Source organism: Acinetobacter lwoffii (assembly GCF_019343495.1).
Classification (GTDB): Bacteria; Pseudomonadota; Gammaproteobacteria; order Pseudomonadales; family Moraxellaceae; genus Acinetobacter; species Acinetobacter lwoffii_P.
In genome coordinates this window covers 2,500,055-2,520,003 of sequence record NZ_CP072549.1, presented here as the reverse complement: position 1 = coordinate 2,520,003, position 19,949 = coordinate 2,500,055, and the positions used below count along the sequence as shown (strand labels likewise).

General features: G+C 45.6%; 12 protein-coding genes. 5 read left to right on the top strand and 7 right to left on the bottom strand.

The annotated features are described in order from the left end of the window. Nucleotides 1-49 precede the first annotated feature (49 nt). From hslO to J7649_RS11820, 4 genes are all read left to right on the top strand, one after another. A complete protein-coding gene (gene hslO / locus J7649_RS11835) occupies nt 50-925 on the top strand; it encodes an Hsp33 family molecular chaperone HslO (RefSeq protein ID WP_004647344.1) in 876 nt (291 codons plus the stop codon). Nucleotides 926-1,246: 321 nt separating this feature from the next. Then, the gene (locus J7649_RS11830) at nt 1,247-1,708 is read left to right on the top strand and encodes a DUF2147 domain-containing protein (protein ID WP_005102907.1); all 462 of its coding nucleotides are present in this window, start codon (nt 1,247-1,249) and stop codon (nt 1,706-1,708) included. Nucleotides 1,709-2,192: 484 nt separating this feature from the next. Further along, a complete protein-coding gene (locus J7649_RS11825) occupies nt 2,193-2,522 on the top strand; it encodes a chaperone modulator CbpM (protein ID WP_219308212.1) in 330 nt (109 codons plus the stop codon). An 89-nt stretch (nt 2,523-2,611) separates the two neighbouring features. Further along, complete coding sequence (locus J7649_RS11820; RefSeq protein WP_004278574.1) at nt 2,612-2,869, top strand: HP1242/YdcH family protein; 258 nt, start codon at nt 2,612-2,614, stop codon at nt 2,867-2,869. A 114-nt stretch (nt 2,870-2,983) separates the two neighbouring features. Here J7649_RS11820 and J7649_RS11815 read toward each other — a convergent pair whose 3' ends face one another. The 6 genes from J7649_RS11815 to J7649_RS11790 all read right to left on the bottom strand — a co-directional run bounded on the left by J7649_RS11815 (nt 2,984) and on the right by J7649_RS11790 (nt 17,674). Further along, nucleotides 2,984-4,219 (bottom strand): magnesium transporter CorA family protein, encoded by a 1,236-nt coding sequence (locus J7649_RS11815; protein ID WP_219308209.1) that lies wholly within the window; start codon nt 4,217-4,219, stop codon nt 2,984-2,986. Nucleotides 4,220-4,469: 250 nt separating this feature from the next. Continuing rightward, the gene (gene pnp, locus J7649_RS11810) at nt 4,470-6,557 is read right to left on the bottom strand and encodes a polyribonucleotide nucleotidyltransferase (RefSeq protein WP_171054287.1); all 2,088 of its coding nucleotides are present in this window, start codon (nt 6,555-6,557) and stop codon (nt 4,470-4,472) included. 260 nt (nt 6,558-6,817) lie between these two features. After that, nucleotides 6,818-7,087: a 30S ribosomal protein S15 gene (gene rpsO, locus J7649_RS11805; RefSeq protein ID WP_004278577.1), complete on the bottom strand. Its 270-nt coding sequence runs from the start codon at nt 7,085-7,087 to the stop codon at nt 6,818-6,820. A gap of 894 nt (nt 7,088-7,981) precedes the next feature. Continuing rightward, nucleotides 7,982-9,763, bottom strand: coding sequence for an exodeoxyribonuclease V subunit alpha (gene recD / locus J7649_RS11800; RefSeq protein ID WP_219310112.1), 1,782 nt, complete (start codon nt 9,761-9,763; stop codon nt 7,982-7,984). Between the two features lie 71 nt (nt 9,764-9,834). Further along, nucleotides 9,835-13,959, bottom strand: a complete 4,125-nt coding sequence (locus J7649_RS11795; protein WP_219308207.1) for a UvrD-helicase domain-containing protein — start codon at nt 13,957-13,959, stop codon at nt 9,835-9,837. 4 nt (nt 13,960-13,963) lie between these two features. Further along, nucleotides 13,964-17,674, bottom strand: coding sequence for an exodeoxyribonuclease V subunit gamma (locus J7649_RS11790; RefSeq protein ID WP_219308205.1), 3,711 nt, complete (start codon nt 17,672-17,674; stop codon nt 13,964-13,966). 177 nt (nt 17,675-17,851) lie between these two features. Here J7649_RS11790 and J7649_RS11785 point away from each other — a divergent pair, with 177 nt between their 5' ends. Further along, nucleotides 17,852-18,352: a hypothetical protein gene (locus J7649_RS11785; RefSeq protein ID WP_004278581.1), complete on the top strand. Its 501-nt coding sequence runs from the start codon at nt 17,852-17,854 to the stop codon at nt 18,350-18,352. A gap of 54 nt (nt 18,353-18,406) precedes the next feature. Here the strand turns inward: J7649_RS11785 and pap are convergent, their stop codons facing one another. Further along, entirely contained in the window at nt 18,407-19,825 is a 1,419-nt protein-coding gene (gene pap, locus J7649_RS11780; RefSeq protein WP_005261620.1) for a polyphosphate:AMP phosphotransferase, read from the bottom strand. Nucleotides 19,826-19,949 lie beyond the last annotated feature (124 nt).

Below are 19,949 nucleotides of genomic sequence, written 5' to 3'. Positions count from 1 at the left end.
TTGTGTTTTACAATAATGACACCATTAAAGCAGGGTTATGGAGAATTTTATGTCTGATTTACGCCAACGCTTTTTTATTGAAGATAGCCCTGTTCGTGGTGAAGTGGTGCATCTTGAAGAAGCTTTACAAACCATTTTAGCGCAACGTGACTATGCGCCTGCAGTTAAAATCCTGCTAGGTGAAATGCTTAGTGCCACTGCACTGCTGGCCAGCACATTGAAGATTAAAGGGCGTATCAGCCTGCAAATTCAGGCATCGGGCACATTTAAATGGGCTATGGCTGAATGTAACCATTTGGGTGAAGTTCGCGCTCTGGCTGACTATGAAGAAGATCCGCACTTTCTGGTCGGTGAAGACAGCAGTACAGTGTTGAAATCACTCACCTCTCCGGTTCTATTCATCAATATCGAACCAGAATTTGGTGAGCGTTATCAGGGAATTGTACCCCTTGATAAAGAAAATCTGGCGGGCTGTCTGATGCAATATTATGACCTTTCTGCACAGATTCCGACGCGTATTGTACTGGCAAGTGACCATCAGCGTGCAGGTGGTTTACTGATTCAGTTGTTGCCACGTAATAGTGAAGAAGAACAACGCCGGGTAGATGAAGACCTATGGCCACGTCTGACCATGCTCACAGAGACCCTGAAAACTGAAGAGTTAGTCGGTTTGCAAGCTACTGATATTCTGTACCGTTTATATAACGAAGAAGAAGTGCGTCTGCCAGATACGGAAGTGTTGAAGTTTGGCTGTACCTGCTCTAAAGAGCGTTGTGCAGTCGCTTTACAGCAAATCGGCGTAGAGTCGATCCGTGAAACGCTGGAATTTCAGAATCCGATCGAAATGGACTGTCAGTTCTGTAATAGCCAATATACTTTTACCGCTGAAGAAGCCTTGGGTCTATTTGGTAAACACCTGAGCTAAGCAGTTCTAATCCTTAAGTTTAAAAGTATTCCTAGGAATGCTTTTTTTATATTTTAAAACCTATGGGACTGAGTTCAACAGAGCGTATTCTCCTACAGTAGAAAACCTGTCTACCCCCTGAATCAAACTCTCCTGTAAATCCAATCTAAGAATCCCTTTTAAATTATAAGATTATTCACACTAACAAAACCTGAATATTCATCATTTTCAAAAAATTATGAGAAAGACCGCACAGTTCATACTCTTGATTTAATTATGCTTTTAAAATAAATTAGAGCAATAATTCTAAAATGAATACATCATCAATTTAACAGGTATGTTATGAGAAAATTATTGAATACTCTACTAATGGGGATAAGTTTGGCCGCAGTCTCTAGCCTGGCCTTTGCCTATGAAGATCCGTTATTGGGTAAATGGAAAACCATCGATGATCAATCGGGTTATTCTCGTGCGGATGTGGAAATTCGCAAGAAAGCAGATGGCAGTTATGAAGGAGTGATTGTCGAAACACGCAGCTTGCCTGGCGCAGAAAAAATGGGAATTTGTCATAAATGTCCAGGTCAGCTTAAGAACAAGCCTTTTCTAGGCCTGCCGTTTATCTGGGATTTTAAGGCAGATCCGAAAAAGCCACGTGAATACCATGATGGCAAAGTGCTTGATCCGATCAGTGGCAAAGTTTACAAAGGTAAAGCACGCTTAAGTGCCAATGGCAAACGTCTGACCTTGCGTGGTTATGTCGGGGTATCGGTAATTGGCCGCAGTGTTACTTGGGTAAAATATTAATTTCAGAAAGATTTTCAAAGCCCCTATATCAGGGGCTTTTTTCTTTGTCATGATTTGAAACAATAAGGTACAAATAAAAACTGTTTTGGAGCAGGCAAAGTCATAATAATGGATCGAAGACGGTTATTTTTTATCCACTTATGATGATCAATCTTCAGCCTCGTTCAATTTTGCCCTCTGGTCTGCTTTGCAGCCCTGATATGGCGCCCTCTATTCAACACAGGAAAGTGATTGAATACGCTTTGTCGATAACACATAAAATTATAAAAACAACTTCAACTTTAACCTTCTTTGCCTCGCATGCTGCTGATAGATATCCGGTCAGACCGACTGATCCATCAACTACTGGCACATCCCGACTCTTCACTCATGATCATTTGAGTCATCACTCTGAGTCTGCATGTCCAAGGATTGGAAAGCGTTCTATTTTAGCACCTTCCCTTTCTCCGGATTTTGCACACTTGGCTGTTTAAGGAGTAGACCCATGACTACGATTCAGTACCAAGAAAGTTTTTCCCAAGGTTATACCCCCTCAGAAATTATGGACGATCGTTCATTTGACTTGATCCACTTTGCAGAAGCGTGTGGACAAAGCCCGGAATGGGTCATGCAGTTAATTGAACATGGAATTTTACCCAATCGTTCTACAACCCCGACCAGCACTTTCCTCGGTGAAGATATCTCGCGTGCACAACGCGCCTATCGCCTGCAACGCGATTTTGATGCCTCATTTAGCGCCGTTGCCATGATGCTGGACCTCATTGATGAAGTGCAGGAGTTACGCCGCGAGGTCAAACATTTGCACTTCAAGTAAATCCTTTTCATGTTCTGTCGATCTGCATTTTTCAGTGCAGATCAGAACATATTTATATTTAATTTTATGATTAGAGTATAAGAATCCCTATGAAAACCAAAGATTGCAATAAGAAAATCAAATACATGTTTCCCGAATACCGCGACTTGATTGTGCAACTTCGCGAGGAAAATCCCTATTTTGCCAAATTATTCGAGGAACATAACGAGCTGGACAAAGAAATCAGCCAGCTTGAACTTGATCCAGTCAATCATATCAACAATGATATTGAGGCGATCAAGCGTAAAAAACTGAAATTAAAAGATGAAATCTATAAAATACTGACTCGAACAGCTCAAGTTGAGTGATCAGCAGAACAGAGTGTTGATTTCTACAGAGCTAATCTAAAATTGAAGTCCACTGATCTACGTGTGCTTGAAAAATAGGACAACTTTTATAAATATCGATTGATAAAGGTAGCTCTATTTTAATTTGGTCAGCTTTTCAACCTCTTTCATGGTCTCTTTCACTGATTGCTTAATCGGCTCATAGTCCAGGAACCAGAACAGATTCACGTGTTGATTCTTATGCTGTTGTGCCAGTAGATCAATCACACTGCGCTCCCCTCGGCCGACCAGATGTCTGCAATAGAAATAATACACCAGCAATACCGTGCTAATGAACATGATCATTAACATACTCCAGAACCCGACAGGAGATTTCGCCCCCGGAATAAATTCAAAGTTCATCCCGTAAATCCCGGTCAATAAGGTCAGCGGTGCAAAAATAGCGGTAATTATCGCCAAGATGCGCATATTTTCATTGGTCTGATTGGCAATGGCTGAAAAATGCAGGTCGATAGCCGCCTGAATCGAGGCACGCAAACGAACAGTGTGTTTTTGGATGCGCTCTACATGGCTGACCAGGTCATTCATTCGGACCAGCATAATATCCTGCCGTTCCGACTTCTTCTTACCTTTCAGGTGTGGATAATTATCGATAATTTCATCTCGCAGTTCTTGCAAGGTATCAATTTGCTCTTCACAGAGATTTTCCACTTGTTGAAAAGATATGCTTTCTTGCAATAACTGGTTCCATTTAGTAAAGCGGCGATGCCCCTGTAATAACTCCTGTTGCCAGAATTCAACCCGTCGGGTTAAAGGCACACGTAAATCCAAATAACCATCCACCATGCTATTCAGCAAACGTAACGATAAATCCAGCGGGGTCATCGGGAGTTTTCGTGACTTATTTTGTTCCTGAGTGGAACGGATCACATGGGTTTCAATACGGGAAATATAATTTTTTATTGCTTTATTGCCTTGCTCACGTACTGTAATCAGCACTTGAGGAGTCATGATAAAACTAATCGGAGTAGTCGCCAGACCAAATACTTTTTCATGCTGTTCCAGCGCCTGCTCACCGCTCTCGATGTCATCATCCGGGGTAATCAGCTTGCGAAAAATAAGCAACTCATAGTCATCCATGCTATCAAATACACAAGGATGTTCTAAATTAAGAATATCGTTTACATGCAATTCGTTTAGGTATAAATGGGTCTGCTGTTCTATTTCTTTTTGCCAAGTCTCAGCCCGATTAACCACATCTGCCCGGGTATAGTCGATCCAGATAAATTCAGGTTCGGCTTGAGCAATAGGCTCTTTTTGTACAAAAATATGATGTTCGGTCGGATGTTGGTAAAAATAATAAACCTGCATTAAGACAATTCTCTATTCACAATTCTGCTTTTTGTTGTTGCAGGATAGAGCTAGGCCTTCCCCATCTATCCGTCTTAAAATTATGAGCCGAGCCGAAGACTTAAGCAATCCAATCAGTCTTTATTTGCGTAGCAGAATCTTATTGAAGGCATAAAAAAGCCCTGAGCCAGCCAAAATAAACACTTTGATCAAGCTCAGGGCTTTTTTATTGTTATTCACATGAATTTTCCCATGTGAATATTTTTAAGAATTAAACTTGTTCGATGTCTTTCATCGTTAATTTAATGCGGCCACGGTTATCAACATCCGCAACCTGTACTTTTACTTCCTGACCTTCTTTCAATACATCTGCCACGTTCGCAATGCGTTCGTTTGAGATTTGAGAGATGTGAAGTAAGCCATCAGTACCTGGCAGGATATTTACGAACGCACCGAATTCAACAATACGAATCACTTTACCTGTATAAATTGTACCTGGCTCGATTTCAGCCGTAAGTGCCTGAATCTTGGCAACTGCAGCTTGCGCAGCCGCTTTAGTTTCACCAAATACGCGAACTGTACCGTTATCTTCGATATCAATCGCCGCTTTAGTTTCTTCAGTAATTGCACGAATGGTCGCGCCGCCTTTACCGATCACATCACGGATTTTATCCGGGTTGATGTTGATCACCTGGAATGTCGGTGCGTGCATCGAAATTTCAGGACGCGCACGTGAAATCACCTGGTTCATCTCATTCAAGATGTGCATACGACCCGCATAAGCTTGGTTCAATGCAGATTCCATGATCTCTTCAGTGATGCCTTCGATCTTTATGTCCATTTGTAGCGCAGTAATACCGTTTGCAGAACCCGCTACTTTAAAGTCCATGTCGCCCAAGTGATCTTCATCACCCAAGATGTCAGAAAGAACTGCGAAACGCTCGCCTTCTTTCACTAGACCCATCGCAATACCTGCAACTGGCGCTTTAAGTGGAACACCAGCATCCATCAATGATAATGAAGCACCACATACAGACGCCATTGAAGACGAACCGTTTGATTCAGTGATGTCAGAAACGATACGGATCACGTACGGGAAGCGATCAGCCGCAGGAAGAACTGCTTGAACACCACGACGTGCCAAACGACCGTGACCAATCTCACGACGCTTAGGACCAGATTCACGACCTGTTTCACCTACAGAGTATGCAGGGAAGTTGTAGTGCAACATGAAGTTGTCAGTTTTTGTACCTGCAAGGGTATCAACCATCAACGCATCACGTGTATTACCCAAAGTCGTTGTGACCAAGGCCTGAGTTTCACCACGTGTGAACAATGCTGAACCGTGTGCACGATCCAATACGCCTACTTGTACGTCGATTGCACGAACAGTTTTGGTATCACGACCATCGATACGTGGCTTACCAGACAGGATGTTGTCACGAACGGTACGGTATTTAAGGTCTTCGAACAGCTCATTTACTTCTTCTGCAATGCCAGTTTCGTCATTTTCAGGAACGAACTGTGCAACTGCTTCTGCATAAAGCGCGTCAAGTGCCGCATAACGGTCTTGCTTAACTGCAATCGTGTAAGCTTCAGAGATTTTCGCTTCGAATGCTTCTTTCAATTTACCAAGAAGTTCTTCGTTTTTAACTGGAGCAACCCAAGTTGATTCAACCGCGCCTGCAGCTGCAGCAAATTCTTTGATCGCCTGGATCGCAATTTGCATTTCGTCATGACCGAACAATACAGCGCCCAGCATTTGGTCTTCTGAAAGTTCTTTCGCTTCAGATTCAACCATCAATACTGCAGTTTCAGTACCCGCAACAACAAGATCAAGATCAGACTCTTTAAGTTGTTCAAGGTTTGGGTTCAGGATGTATTCACCGTTGATTAAACCAACGCGCGCGCCACCAATCGGACCACGGAAAGGTGTACCAGCAATAGACAATGCAGCTGAAGTACCCAACATTGCAGCAATATCAGCATCCATGGTTTTATCAGAAGAAATAACAGTGGCTGTTACTTGAATTTCGTTGAAGTAACCTTCTGGGAACAATGGACGAATTGGACGGTCAATCAGACGTGAAATCAAAGTTTCAGCTTCAGACTGACGGCCTTCACGCTTGCCATAACCACCCGGGATACGACCAGCAGCATATTGCTTTTCTTGATAGTTTACAGTCAATGGGAAGAAGTCTTGACCTGCTTTTGCTTTAGGCTGTGCCACAACAGCAACAAGTACTTGTACGCCGCCCATGGTGATCACAACAGTGTTTGCCTGACGGGCAACACGACCTGTTTCCAAGATAACGTTGTGCTGACCGAATTGGAATTCTTTACGAATAATATTAAACATTGACATGTTTTATTTTTTCCTAGTTCTTGTGAACAATTATTCTAGTGGAGACCCCTAAGGTTTGGCATTCATGACCATATGGACGAGTAAATGACAAAGCTTAGAAGCCGACCTCACCAGATTAAATACTATTTTTAAACACAAAGAAGGAGCGAAATATTCGCCCCTTCCACAGACCTAGCCATAAGCCAAGCCAACTTTAGTTTTCAGCAATACAGCACAAAGCATGCAATAAACCCGAAAATAAAGTTTAAATCGAATTAACGACGTAAACCTAAAGCACCGATCAATGCTACATAACGACCGTGGTCTTTACCATTTAGGTAGTCAAGAAGCTTACGACGTTGGTTAACCATACGGATCAAACCGCGACGGCTATGGTGGTCGTGTTTATGCTCTTTAAAGTGACCTTGTAAGTCATTGATTTGAGCAGTTAAAAGAGCTACTTGAACTTCTGGTGAACCAGTGTCGTTTTCAGCGCGAGCGAATTTAGCCATGATCTCTGCGCGATCTGCGTTAGTTAAAGCCATTCGATTTCTCCGAGATGCTTATATATTTTGATAAAAATCAAAGTGATGAGAATTCAAAACCTTGACTGCCGTGCATCACTACAGCAAGTTGCATATTTTAAGGGAAAACGCATCAAATTGCAAAAATAGATCCATATTTTTGCATGGCTTTGGTCGCTCATTGATGCAGTTCAGATCCGATGACTCTTGTCCCCCAAAGATTCGGGTTTTGCATTATTTTAGTGAAATAAATCCAGAATGAATTAAATATAGAAATTCCTTTGAAAAGCCAACAAACCCTTTAGCTCGCGTGAATCTTCCGCTGCTCTCCATAAAAATGGATAAAAAAAAGCCCGAGTAAACTCGGGCTTTTTGGCGCTGTAGTTCTTTCTCTTATCATTATTATTTATTGTATTATTATGGCGTTTTACGCTTATTATTATTTTCAAACATCCTGTTGAAAAATCATCTTCCTTGTGTGGTAGATTTTGCCATATTCCTACGAGACCACTAGAGGCATTTGCCTCATTTTGCTGTAAGCCATTTCGTACATCACAGGGTAAAAATTTGCATAATGTTACACAGCTCTCGTTTTATTTAACGCTATTTACTTAAGTTTACTGGCTAGAACTGAAAATCTTTGCTAAGAAATTAGAATAAAAATCCAGCAAGCTTCCTATAAAAAAAATCAGGATATAAAAAAGCCTTGTAGTCTCTCCCAAAACTACAAGGCTTAGCGGCTGTAAGTTTCCTCTTTCACTTACTTCACTGTAAGTTCGCTGTCTACCGACATTATTATTATCATTATACGATTATGCTCAACTTTCCGTGTTGAGTTATTTTGTAGAACCAATCTTCTCAAAAACCGAGCAAAAGCTCTATGCGTCAATTTCCTGAATCCTTGTAAGCTTTTACCTACAAGATTTGATTATTTTTGCCAATTAAATTACTAGATTTTTCAATGATTTTTTGGCTCAAACCACTTTTCCGGGTGGTTCTGACACAAAGTGCTTGTGTAAAAGCATCATAATCTACCAATAAACTGACCACTTTTTTGGCTCGAGTAATTGCAGTATAAATCAACTCTTTGCTCAATAAATTTTTTGCATATTGATCCAGCACCACTGCGGTATGGGAAAATTCTGAACCTTGAGATTTGTGAATGGTCAGTGCAAAAGCAGTTTCAATACTTTTAGGTAAACGGGTGGCTAACACCCATTTTTCCAAACTCGGAAAATACACTTCAAACTGGTGCTGACCAGATTGCTCACGTAAAAAACAGATGCCAATATCACCATTGGACAGCCCCAACTGATAGTCGTTATAATTCATCATGACGGGGCGTCCGACATACCAGTCGCCCTGTTTCAACTGCCCTTGGGCTGCTAAAAAGCGTTGCTCAATCTGCAGGTTGATCTTGATCAGACCCAAATCACCAGAACGGATTGCTGTTAAAATACGGTAATCATCAAAAGTTTTGACCACCTGTTGTACATACTGCTCAAAATCAGCTGAGTTTCGTTCTGTTTTTATGGCCTGTACATAAGCCTGATAACCATACATCAGCTGGTCATAATACAGATTCAAACTATGCGAGGTCTGTTCAGTGTCCGAGAGCAGATATTGTAGCTGTAACTGGTCGATTTCGACCTGATTCAAGTCAATCGTTTGTAACTCACTGGCTGCCACGATTTGCTGCTCAAATTTCTGCAAGACATGAGAAGGCTCATGATTCTGCTGGATAAACTCCGCCATTGCGCCAATCTTGGCTCCAGTCGCAAAACGTCGTGTGGTGATTAAATTGACCCGATTATCGTCCAGAGTCGCTACTTGCTGTAAATCTGCCAGTACCGTTCCGACATCCACAGAGGCCAGCTGGTCTGCATCACCGAGTAAAATCAGCCGTGCATGAGACGGTACGGCGGCCAGCAACATCTGTGACAGATTAAAATCCAGCATTGAGGCTTCATCGACCACGATCACATCATAGGGCAAAGGCTGTTTGGCATGAAAGCGTGGCTGTCCGCGAGTGCCCAGACCCAATAAGCGATGCAGGGTCACCGGTTGTAACTGTTTTAATGCTTCTAGCTCAAACTGTTGTAGAGCTTCACTATGCAAGGCTTTTTGCAGTGCCTCTTTCATCCGCTGTGCGGCCTTTCCGGTAGGCGCTGCCATGGCGATCCGGATATTTGGCATGGCCTCATGCAGGACCGCAATCATATGCGCCAATGTATAGGTTTTACCGGTACCCGGACCGCCGGTAATAATGCTTAAAGCTTGCTGAGCCACCATGTGCAGGGCTTTTTGCTGCTGTGGATCTGACAATAGGCTGCGATCGCGTTCGGATAAATGAATAGCGGCAACCGGTTGGGTTTTAATCCGAGCAATATGTACAGCTACCGCCTGCTCTAGCTGCCAGTAGCGGTACAAATACAAATGCTGATCTGCACAAATAAATGGTGCAATTCCTGTACTTTGCTGACGGCGATCTAGAACCAGATTATGTAATAGGGCAACCTGCTGAGGATCAACTTCGATACAGCTATCCCCCGCCTGCATCGCCTCAAGCAGTTGCTGGATCAATAATTTTACTGCCGGATCAAATACAGCTGTACTGAATGGAGGCTGACAAAGATAGTCAATCCAAGCCATTAAATTGGAGTCTTGCTGCGACACGTGATTCTGCTCATTTTCCACACAGTTATCCTCAAAGTTATCCACAGGATAATTTTCTGTTTAATCTTTATATATTTTATAAAACTGCAAAATCATGCTGATTTTTTCTGCTCAAAATAGCCCAATATTTGATCCAGTTTTTCTATGAATTCCAGGCTCGGTTGCCAATGATAAGCCCCTTGCTGCGCCTGTCCATTCATCCCGCGCAAATACAGATAGGTCGCGCCGCCCAATTGCTGCTGAATCGAATAACCCTGCATATTGGCACTCAGGTACCGATGCAGCGCCACCAGATACAAAGCGGCCTGCAACCAGTAACTGGACTGGCTCATATTCTGCTGAATTGCCTCAGCACTATAGTGCTGCTGATCAGGTCCGAGGAAGTTACTTTTATAATCGGCAATATGGTAGCGCTGACCATCGAAATACACCAGATCGATGGAACCGGTCAGATACCGCGCCGATTTGGCTTCATTAAAATCGCTCATGACCATGTCATGTTCGAGAAACAGCTGATGGATTTGCCAAATCTGCAAAGGGGCATCGATCAAGGAAAGATAAAAAGGAAATTCTGACAGATACTGTTTAGCCTCCAGCTGTGCCAAGGCAAAATCTGCCTGAATCGGAGTGGCCAGAATGTCATGTACCCAGTCATGCACCAGGTTCAGCAAAATATCTTCTGTGATCTCGTCCAGCAAGCCATCAAATGCAGTCTGGAAAATATTGTCCACATTCAGTGATTCAGTACTTGCAGGGCGTGTGAGCTGGGCCACTTCCTGTTCAAAAAACTGGATAAAGGAGTCATCCTCCAGCCCATCGATATACACTCGAAACTGATCTAAAAATTCCAGCAGACCCGAACGATCGAGCTGTTGTGCCGAGTGAAACAGCTGCTGCCATTGCTGGCGATAAGCTTTGCTTTGGTCATGCAGGCGAATTCCGGTCAATAACTTATAGTTCAGGCTGGACAATACGCGCTGCATACTATGACGCAATTCCTCGGCTTTGAAATCTGCCTGAGCTGTGGCCTGAAACAGGGTTCGCAGATTCACCACAGCGGCCTGATAATGCAGGGAAAAAGCCTGTTCTAGTACACTACGTATATGAAAAGCCTGTTCAAATTTTTCTTTCAGTTCCTGCCAGATTTGCGGTGCGGTATTTTTAAAACGGCGCCGGATTTCCAGATTCCAGTAACTGCTGTCCTGAAAATCAATATGTTCAAAAATGCTGTGCAAGAATGTTCCGGCTACGGTGCCTTTAGGAAAATTCAGCCTAATCCAGTCTAGGGGCACAGCTGCTGGCTGTTCTTCCAGACCGGTAAAATGAATTTCATCGGCGGCACTATCGGGCTGTTCATAAGCCGTGACCAGATCGTCCTGCAAGATATGTCCATGTAGCTGATGCTGTGACAAAGCCGTAAAACTGGTTTTGGTTCGCGGATAAAACTGCCGCTCTGGCAAAGGTTGCGCCCGCATGTCGACCTGATGATGGTTCGACTGCTCGACCAGGCGCGGTGGCTCCTGAGACAGAGGCGGCTCGACCAGACTTAAAGCATGTTGAAACAGTTGATCTCCCTGACCACGCCAGAAGGCCAGCCCCGAATCGGACTGTGCGTTTTGATCCTGCAGCATGGCATATACTCGGTGACTGGCACGGGTCAGCGCCACATACCAGAGCCGGTGGTTTTCGGCAGCATTACGCGCTGCATTTTGCAGAATCGCCTGCTCATGCAAATTCTTGTGATTGACTGCAATCACCCGGGATTGTTCCAGGATGTTGTCCTGTTCAGGCGCAGACAGGGAAAAATTCAGATTGCCTTTATTCACATCAAAAGCAGCATCTGCTCCCAATAAAAACACCACTTTAAATTCCAGCCCTTTGGAGGCATGAATGGTCATCAGCTGCACCCCATGATCCCCAGACAGCTTGCGTTCTTTTTCGCTGTCCTTGCCTGAAGGTGACTGAAGCTGGCGCAAATACCAGTGATAGAGTTTTTGCGCCCCCTGATAATATTCACTCTGCTGGCTCAGCATCTCGGTCAGATGGCGCAGATTGACCACCACCCGCTCATTGTCCAGACTTTGACTGGCCACCAGATTGGTCCAGACCTGAAACAGGTTCAGTGCATAATTCCAGGCGGTCAAAAAGCCTTTCTCAAACCACATTTCCCGAATTATATCCAGATCCGCAATATAGCGACTGAGGCCTTCACTCTGGCTTTGCAAATCAATCAGTTTTTTCAGATTGAAGCCCAGCAGACGGGTTAGTAAAGCCCGCTTGACCTTGGCCTCATTGAAAGGATCCATAATCGCCGTCAATACGGCCGCGACATCCTGAGCGATGGGACTGGCAAACACGCTCTGTTTGGATTCTTTATAGGAGGGAATGCCCATACGCTGCAGACGCTGCTTCACCTGTTCCAGAGCAAAATGCCCAAATCCCAACACCGCAATATCATCTGCACTCAGGTTTTGCTGATGCTCCTGCTGCTGAAAGTACAATTGTTGCTGGGCGGACTGATTCAGCAATGCACGGATTTTCCAGGCCACCTGATCGGCTTCTACATCGGCTTCACCTAGCTGAATCCATCGTAGCGGCTGTGGATTGCAGGCACCACTGTCGATTAAATCCGGATGTGGCCGGCTACCGGCCTGAATCAAGGTGTACTGCACCTGTTCGCCAAAATCCATTTGCCGCTGGAACAGCGCATCAACCACTTCTACGAGTGGTTTGACTGACCGATGGTTCTGCATCAGGGTATATTCGCGGCCCTGTTTATGCAGCACATCGGCATGTGCCTTGTTATAGGTGAGCATATCGCCGCCACGGAAACCGTAAATTGCCTGTTTCGGATCACCGACCATAATCATGCAGCCGGACTGCACCCGGTTGGCATCACGCCAGATCTTGGCCAGCAGATCATCCTGATCCTGATTGGTGTCCTGAAATTCATCGACCAGAATCAGCGGATAACGTGCCTGTACAAACTGGGCAAAACGCTGTCCCTGCTGGCCTTGCAATGCTTCCGCCAATGTACGGATTTGCTGGGAAAAAGTGGTTTCACCCTGCTGTTGCAAGGTTTGTGGCAAACGGGTCTGCACACTTTGAATAATATGAAATTCCAGATAGGTCGTAAGCTGTTGCAGCTGCTCATCCAGATACTGTTTGACCTCACACAGCGCATCAATTGCCACGATCAGACTATGTTGCAAAATCAGCTGCTGCTCTGCATCCGGACAGCTTTTGTTAAAGACCTGAGTGGTCGGCTGGAAATCGGTTTTCTTGCGGCGCAAATGGCACAGATTCAGTAAAATCGGCTGCAATTCAGCATCAAAGAAACTCATTGTTCCTTGAGTTTTCAGGGCTGCGCTCCAGGTCATAAAGTTTTCACAAATTTCGGTTAACTTGGTCAAAAAACTCTTGTGAAAATACTTCGGACTTTCCTGACAATAACGCCGCATGACGGCAAGATCATGCTCCTGAATATTCACTAATTGACTGATGCAGGCTTCCAATTTGTTCAGGTCACATTCAGCCGGTTCGATCTTCCGAAAATGCTGCTTGCTGAAATTCAGGGCATCACGCACCAGCCCGGTATAATGCTCCACCGGTTTCAGCAGATTCTGGACATACAGATGATTGACCATATATTGCGGCTGCTGCTGGATCCAGTCACGCAGCACATCATGAATCAGCTGCTGGATATACAGATCTTGATCTTCGGTCAGTTCTGCACGTTCAATCTTGCCACTTTCAAAGGCAAATTCACGTAACAGTTTCTGGCTAAAGCTGTCCAGGGTGCCGACAAACAGTTCATCCAGCTGGTTCAACACCAGACGTAAACGGCGACGGGCATAATCCAGTCGTGAACCATAATCTTTCAGTACCTGCTGAAATAAAGGATCGGTTTCATTCTGGATTTTTGCTGTAATTTCAACTGAATTGAGCTGCTGATGACGCTGGATATAAGCCAGCGTTTCCTCGACCCGAAGCCGTACCCGGTTTTTCAGTTCAGCCGTGGCCTTACGGGTAAATGTCGTCGCAATCACCTGATGCGGATAATACTGGTCCAGAAAAATCCGCACCATCAGACTGGATAGCGTATAGGTCTTGCCGGTGCCTGCCGAGGCTTCAATCCAGTGTAGGCCCCGAAACTTCATGTCCTGAATCGGATTGGTAGAAATGGCTGTTTGCGTCTGCTGCTTTAAGAAAGTCATACGGCTATTTCACCCATTCCAGATGTTGATGAATTGGTGCATACAGGCCATGGGCAAAATCATGACAGCAGTTTTGCAAGGCCAGATCCGGATCCTGATCTTGCAAAATAAATTGCCAATCCTGATGCAAGACACTAGATTCATTCGAAGTCAATGGCTTAGCTGTTTTAGGACTATAACTGTTGTTCCAGGCTTCCAACAATTCCTGCATTTCCACAATGGTCATTTTACCCTGTTCATTCTCGGCCCACTGCCACTCTTTTTTCATCAGTAATTCTGCCGGCAAGACCAGCGGCTGCTGTTGACCAATTTCCCACGCCTTTAACCAGAGCTGCAAATACTCATGTGCCTTGCTCGAACTCAAGCCAGAAAACTTCAGGGTTTTATTACTGAAAATGACAATGCGCTCCAGTTCTGGTGAGCGTGCATCGTCATTCAAGTAAGCCAGCCATAGCAGATACTCCAGCCAGATCTGGGCACGGCGTTTTTCCGAGGCCGAAGAGGATTGCATACTCAGCCAGTAGCTGCTGTGTGGAACCTGAGGCACGTTTATATGAATGATCAGTTCAGGACTGAACTGCAGGGATTGTTGGGTGACTGGCGTCAGTTCTTTGCCCAACTGTAGCAAACGTTCTTGCAATAACTGCTGTTCCTGCTGGCTGCCCAGCCAGGTGGCTTGCTGGGTTTTGCCCACCGGCAAACGGTCTAGCATCAGGTTTGGCTCAATCTCCTGCTCTTGTTGTAACAGGAAATCCCGCACCTGATACTGTTCCAGCTTGTTCAATAATAAGGGTTCCCGGGAACTCGGCAAATCGGCATAGCGAATCGTGGAAACCCCGACACTTTTCAGGAATAGACGTGCCGGGAAAATCATATCGCGGATCCATTCATCACCTTTGAGTACCCGGATTTCTTTTTGTTCTAGTGCCGGATAATGTGCATTAATCCAGCTGCTGCGTTTGCCTTCGGCGCTGCGGATATATTCTGCCACTGCAAACCACTGATCCTGATAACGTGGTGTCTGCATATCTGCGAATCCGGCTGGATCAAAAGGCTGCAAGGGATGTACATGATAAAGCTGCTGGATATGTTGAGCGACCGATAGACCATGAATATCCACCATCGGATCGACTTCGACATCCGGCTGTTCAGACTGGCAGATCAGCGCGATATGTTGAACCAGTTCCTGCAAGGCAGTGGATGGATCGCGAGCCTCACCATCCTCCAGATCAAAGCCATTATAGAACAGCCATAGATTTTCCTGTGCCAGCAGCAAGGCATCCAGAAAGGCGCCCTGCTCGTCATCCAGACGGGAACGGTCACCGAGTTGCGGCTTCAGGCTGCGCATCAGGTCAAACGGAACCTGTTGATTACGGCTCGGAAATTTACCGCTATCCAGATTCAGCATCACCACCAGTTTATAAGGCAATGGCCGGATCTGACCAATCTGGCTAAAAGTAATCTGTCCGGTCGGTTCGGCCTGATCCAGCTGCATCTCCAGGGTATTCTGAATTTCTTCCAGCACATAAGGCAGAGGCAGACTGAGTGCCACCAGTTCCTGACTGGCATGCGGATCATCCTGGTCATGATAATCGGCCAAGGTCAGCATCCGCATTTGCTTGTCGATAATCTCGGCAACAGTTTTGAGTGATTCTACCCCGGCATCACGGAACTCGTTCAGGTCGGTGCGCAGATATTCCAGCCAAGTTTTGACTGGCGTGCGTTGTCCGGTTTCATGTAAAGTCAGCCAGTCACGGCGCTGTACCAGATCCTGATAAATCCGGATCAGGGTCGATATCAACGGAAAATCACTGGTCAGAACCTTGGCATAACTCAAGGTATCCTGAAATAGGGTATGTTCAGGAATCGCCAGACCCAACGCCAGACGGTCCAGCGCGAATTTAAAGCTAAACCGGTAATCCTCATCGCCTGCGCTGAGGCTTTGCTGTAAATGCTGCTGGTCCAGTCCACGCTTAAAGCCAGCATCTGTCAGCAACTGCAACATCCGCTCTACCTGACTATAGTCCAGACCATAATACTGTTGGGTCGCATTCAGGCTAAGCCAGTCGGCAAAGTCCTCAATACTGAAACGGCGCCGTACCCACTGAATCCGGCCCAGTACCGCGCGCCAGGCGTTGCTGACATCCAGACGCGACACCCCGGCAATCTGGATCGGTAAATACAGGTTATCTTTCTGCAGGCGTTTGCTGCCAGTCTCATGCTCACGTGGTGGCGGCGCAAAGACACTGCGAATTGCCGGTTCCAGTTCTTTCAAACTTGGCGTCAACACCAGAATATCACTCGGCTGACGCGGCGCGTCATGAGTATCTTGAGCCAGCCAGTGAATCAGCTGTTCTTTGAGGACTTCTAGCTGACGTAATGAAGAATGACAGACATGAATCTGTACCGAATCATCATCAGGGCTTAAAGCATATTGATGCTGTTCAGGCTCGAGTAAATACAGGATATCCGACTGGATTTTGGCCAGCAGCCTGTCCTGATATTCATCGACAAAGACATCGGCCCAGAGACCCTCTTCCCCCGAAGACAGTTTAGAGAGTAGAGAAAAATGATCCCGTGCCTGCTTGCCGAATCGGGTCAGAAGCGGATGCCGCGATTCCCGGTCTTCGGCATTAAAGTTCAGCTGCTTGATCCTGAAGTCTTTTATTTCCGCATCATTCGGTTTACGTTGACGGGTTTTTTCAAAACGCTGAATAAAGCGCTCTTCCCGCTGCAAATCAAATCTGGCTTTCCAGTCAGGATCGACACTGTCCGCCCAGTATTCCTGCGAAGGGTTGAAGTGAAAAATATAGATATCAATGTATTGCCCCAAACGGCGTAAAAAATCCAGCTGGCTGGGTGGCAGTTCCAGCAGGCTAAATACCACAATCTGGGCCGGCAGTCGTTTTAGAGCCTGAGCGCGGGTTTCTGCATTCTCCAGCCGCTCCCAATACAGGCGTTCAATCTCCAGGATTTTGGCATAATCATCCTGAAATACATGCTGCCACAACCAGCGTTGCCAAGCTTCCAGTTCACGCGCCTGAATCTTGACAAAATCCGCCACCTGCATCTCATGACCATTTTCATCTTTGGGACTATAGATCATTTGCTCGATATCGAGCGCAATATCCTGCCCCCATGCTTCTAGCCAGTTGGTCGGGCAGCTGCAACTTTGCGGTGGACAATTCCGTGCGCAATAACCACGATAATCCATATAATGACTGAACAAACGTGACACCTGCTCCGCCACCCAGTACAGCATGCTCTGTTTTTTTAGCTGTTTTTCTGTGCCCTGCTCCAGCCGGTCGGCACTGTCATAAATCCGTTTCACAATGGAATACAGCGGATGGTCTACATCTAAAGGAATCTGTTCAGGCAGAATGCATTTTCGCAGCGCCTGAAATACCCGCCATTTGATGATAATGCGCGGAATATTGGCCTCACGCACCTGTTCCACTTCTTTAGGCGCATTCAATACCCATTGATAAGAGGTCCATTGAAAGGCGCGAATCCGGTGATGAAACTGGGTATTGGCACTAATGCCTTTTTTCTCGGCAATTTTCTGGGTCAGCCAAGTTTCTACTGCCGGAGATGGCACAATAAAATGCCGGGTTTGTAACACCTCAAATGGATTCCGGGCAGTCTGGTTGACAATACGCAGCATACTATCCAAAAGCACATCAATACGTTGACTCTGAATAACATGGATGGCCATTGGTTCCCCTGAACTGCTGAATGTGGTTTTTACTACAAAACGATAAAGATTATTTACTATACATCCCGAGCGCTCTATGACACTTTAAAACCACACTTCAGTCGAAAAATTTCTTTGAAAAAAGCATCTTAAAGATGCTTGAATAGAAAAAAACAACATAGAGCTTAGGTAGTGCCCATGAAATTAGATAAAATTCCTGAACGTCTCGATCCGAGCCTAGATTTAGAACAAATCCGCGCCGAGTGCCTGGAACTCACCAAAAAACGCGCCTATTATTCTGCCGGTGCTGCGGTTATTCCAGTGCCGTTTATGGACGTGGTCATTGATATCGGTATCTTGTCGCAATTGATTCCCGAGATCAATGCCCGCTTCGGCCTGGCGCCTGACCAGATCAGTGTCTATGATCCAAAAACCCGTCAGGTGCACTGGAATGAGTTGCGTAAACGCGGCGTAGAATTTTCTGGTCTGGTGGTCGCACGTACGGCAGTTAAAAAATCTTTGAACAATGTTGCAGCGAAAGTGATCACAAAGCAAGTCACAAAATTCATTCCGCTGGGCGGCCAACTGGTGGCGGCAAGTCTGGGCTATTTTGTCATGAAAAAGATTGCTGAAGCACATGTAGAGGAATGCTACCGTGCAGCTAAAAATATCCAGCAAAAACAGGTGGCGCAAGGTTAAAATCCGGGTGAGCTGAATTTTTGCAGCCCTCTAGACACTCTTACTTCAGGCAGATTATTCTGCCTGAAGCTGTTTTAAAATAGCCTTTAATACTTCGACCCGTGCGGTATGTTTATCATCAGACGCGATAATGTGCCAAGGCGCTTCCTCAGTCGAAGTATGTTCAAACATATCGGCTGCCGCTTTCAGATAATCATCCCAGCGTTCCCGGTTACGCCAGTCTTCTTCAGTAATTTTAAAACGCTTATGTGGTGTATCTTCACGCGCCTTGAACCGTGCTGCCTGTTCCTCTTTAGAAATGGCCAGCCAGATTTTCACAATCACCGTTTGATGCTTGACCAGGCTCTGTTCAAAACGGTTAATTTCCGCATAAGCTCGCTGCCATGCGGCCGGACTGGAAAACTCTTCTACCCGTTCTACCAATACCCGCCCATACCAGGAACGGTCAAAAATACAGATATCATCATCGGTTTGCAGCTTGGTCCAGAAGCGCCATAAATAGGGACGGCTCAGCTCAAATCTTTCTGGTGCAGCAATGGTATGAATTTCATATTCACGTGGATCAAGTTTTTTGACAATCCGCTTGATCGCGCCGCCCTTGCCGGCAGCATCCATACCTTCAAACAGAATCACCACATTACGCGAATCGGAACGCATGGCTTTGGCGACCTTCGCGGTTAATTTTTTTAGTTCCGGTTTGTAATCTTCTGGCTGGGCTTGAGTCTTGGAAGGATGTTTTAACTGCTCGGGAATCTTGGCCTGCTTCCATCTTCCCTTGGCTCTGGCGGGATGATCCGGACAATGTTTCAAGGCACTCAGGATATACTGGGCAAATTGCTGGTCGCGCTGCTGCTCATCTTCGCCATCAATAATGAACCAGTCCTCGGTAAAGCGCTGACGCAGGCGCTGCAAGGTGTCATATTCTTTGCGATTGCGCCAGTCCAGACCATGCAGTTGATGCCAGTGAGTTTCACTCGGATCCATGGCATCCAGACGTTTTTGCAAGACTTTCCAGGACAGGTCAAACCAGACCTTGATCACATCGACATGGTTATTTTTCAGGTCCTGTTCAAAGGCCTGCATCTCTTGCAGATATTCATCAAACTGTGCATCACTCAGCGGGCTTTCAGCTTGCATGGCACTGCCGAGAAGATCGCTGTACCAGTTGCCAAACAGCACCATGATCTGGCCTTCGGCAGGAATAAAACGTGCATAAGGTTGCCACAAGGTCTGCTTCGGGCCGGCTAGCTGAGGCTTATCGGCTTTCACACGCAAATAGCGCGGATCGACCCATTCACGTAACTGTTTAACCGCTTCACCCTTGCCGGCCAGTTCAATGCCATTCACTAGAATCACCAGACTTTTGGCATTTTTCTGGCCCCGGGTCTTTTTTAAATTATATTGGGCATCAATCAGCTCGACAGACAGCTGATCTTCATCCATTAACTGAAATTGTGGTTGTTCCATACGCATCTTCAACCCTGATCTTTTATTCTGTTTGCAGTATAGCGAGGAGTTTCAGCGCAAAAATAGCTCTGGCAACGTTTTTCACACGATTAAATTGGCTATTTAAACAACAGATTGACATACAAATGCT

Excerpts from the sequence above, each read along its gene's own strand:
- pnp (WP_171054287.1), bottom strand. The coding sequence starts at position 6,557 with ATGTTTAATATTATTCGTAAAGAATTCCAATTCGGTCAGCACAACGTT.
- J7649_RS11815 (WP_219308209.1), bottom strand. The coding sequence starts at position 4,219 with ATGCAGGTTTATTATTTTTACCAACATCCGACCGAACATCATATTTTT.
- J7649_RS11795 (WP_219308207.1), bottom strand. The coding sequence starts at position 13,959 with ATGACTTTCTTAAAGCAGCAGACGCAAACAGCCATTTCTACCAATCCG.
- hslO (WP_004647344.1), top strand. The coding sequence starts at position 50 with ATGTCTGATTTACGCCAACGCTTTTTTATTGAAGATAGCCCTGTTCGT.
- J7649_RS11830 (WP_005102907.1), top strand. The coding sequence starts at position 1,247 with ATGAGAAAATTATTGAATACTCTACTAATGGGGATAAGTTTGGCCGCA.
- J7649_RS11825 (WP_219308212.1), top strand. The coding sequence starts at position 2,193 with ATGACTACGATTCAGTACCAAGAAAGTTTTTCCCAAGGTTATACCCCC.
- J7649_RS11785 (WP_004278581.1), top strand. The coding sequence starts at position 17,852 with ATGAAATTAGATAAAATTCCTGAACGTCTCGATCCGAGCCTAGATTTA.
- J7649_RS11790 (WP_219308205.1), bottom strand. The coding sequence starts at position 17,674 with ATGGCCATCCATGTTATTCAGAGTCAACGTATTGATGTGCTTTTGGAT.
- pap (WP_005261620.1), bottom strand. The coding sequence starts at position 19,825 with ATGCGTATGGAACAACCACAATTTCAGTTAATGGATGAAGATCAGCTG.
- J7649_RS11820 (WP_004278574.1), top strand. The coding sequence starts at position 2,612 with ATGAAAACCAAAGATTGCAATAAGAAAATCAAATACATGTTTCCCGAA.
- rpsO (WP_004278577.1), bottom strand. The coding sequence starts at position 7,087 with ATGGCTTTAACTAACGCAGATCGCGCAGAGATCATGGCTAAATTCGCT.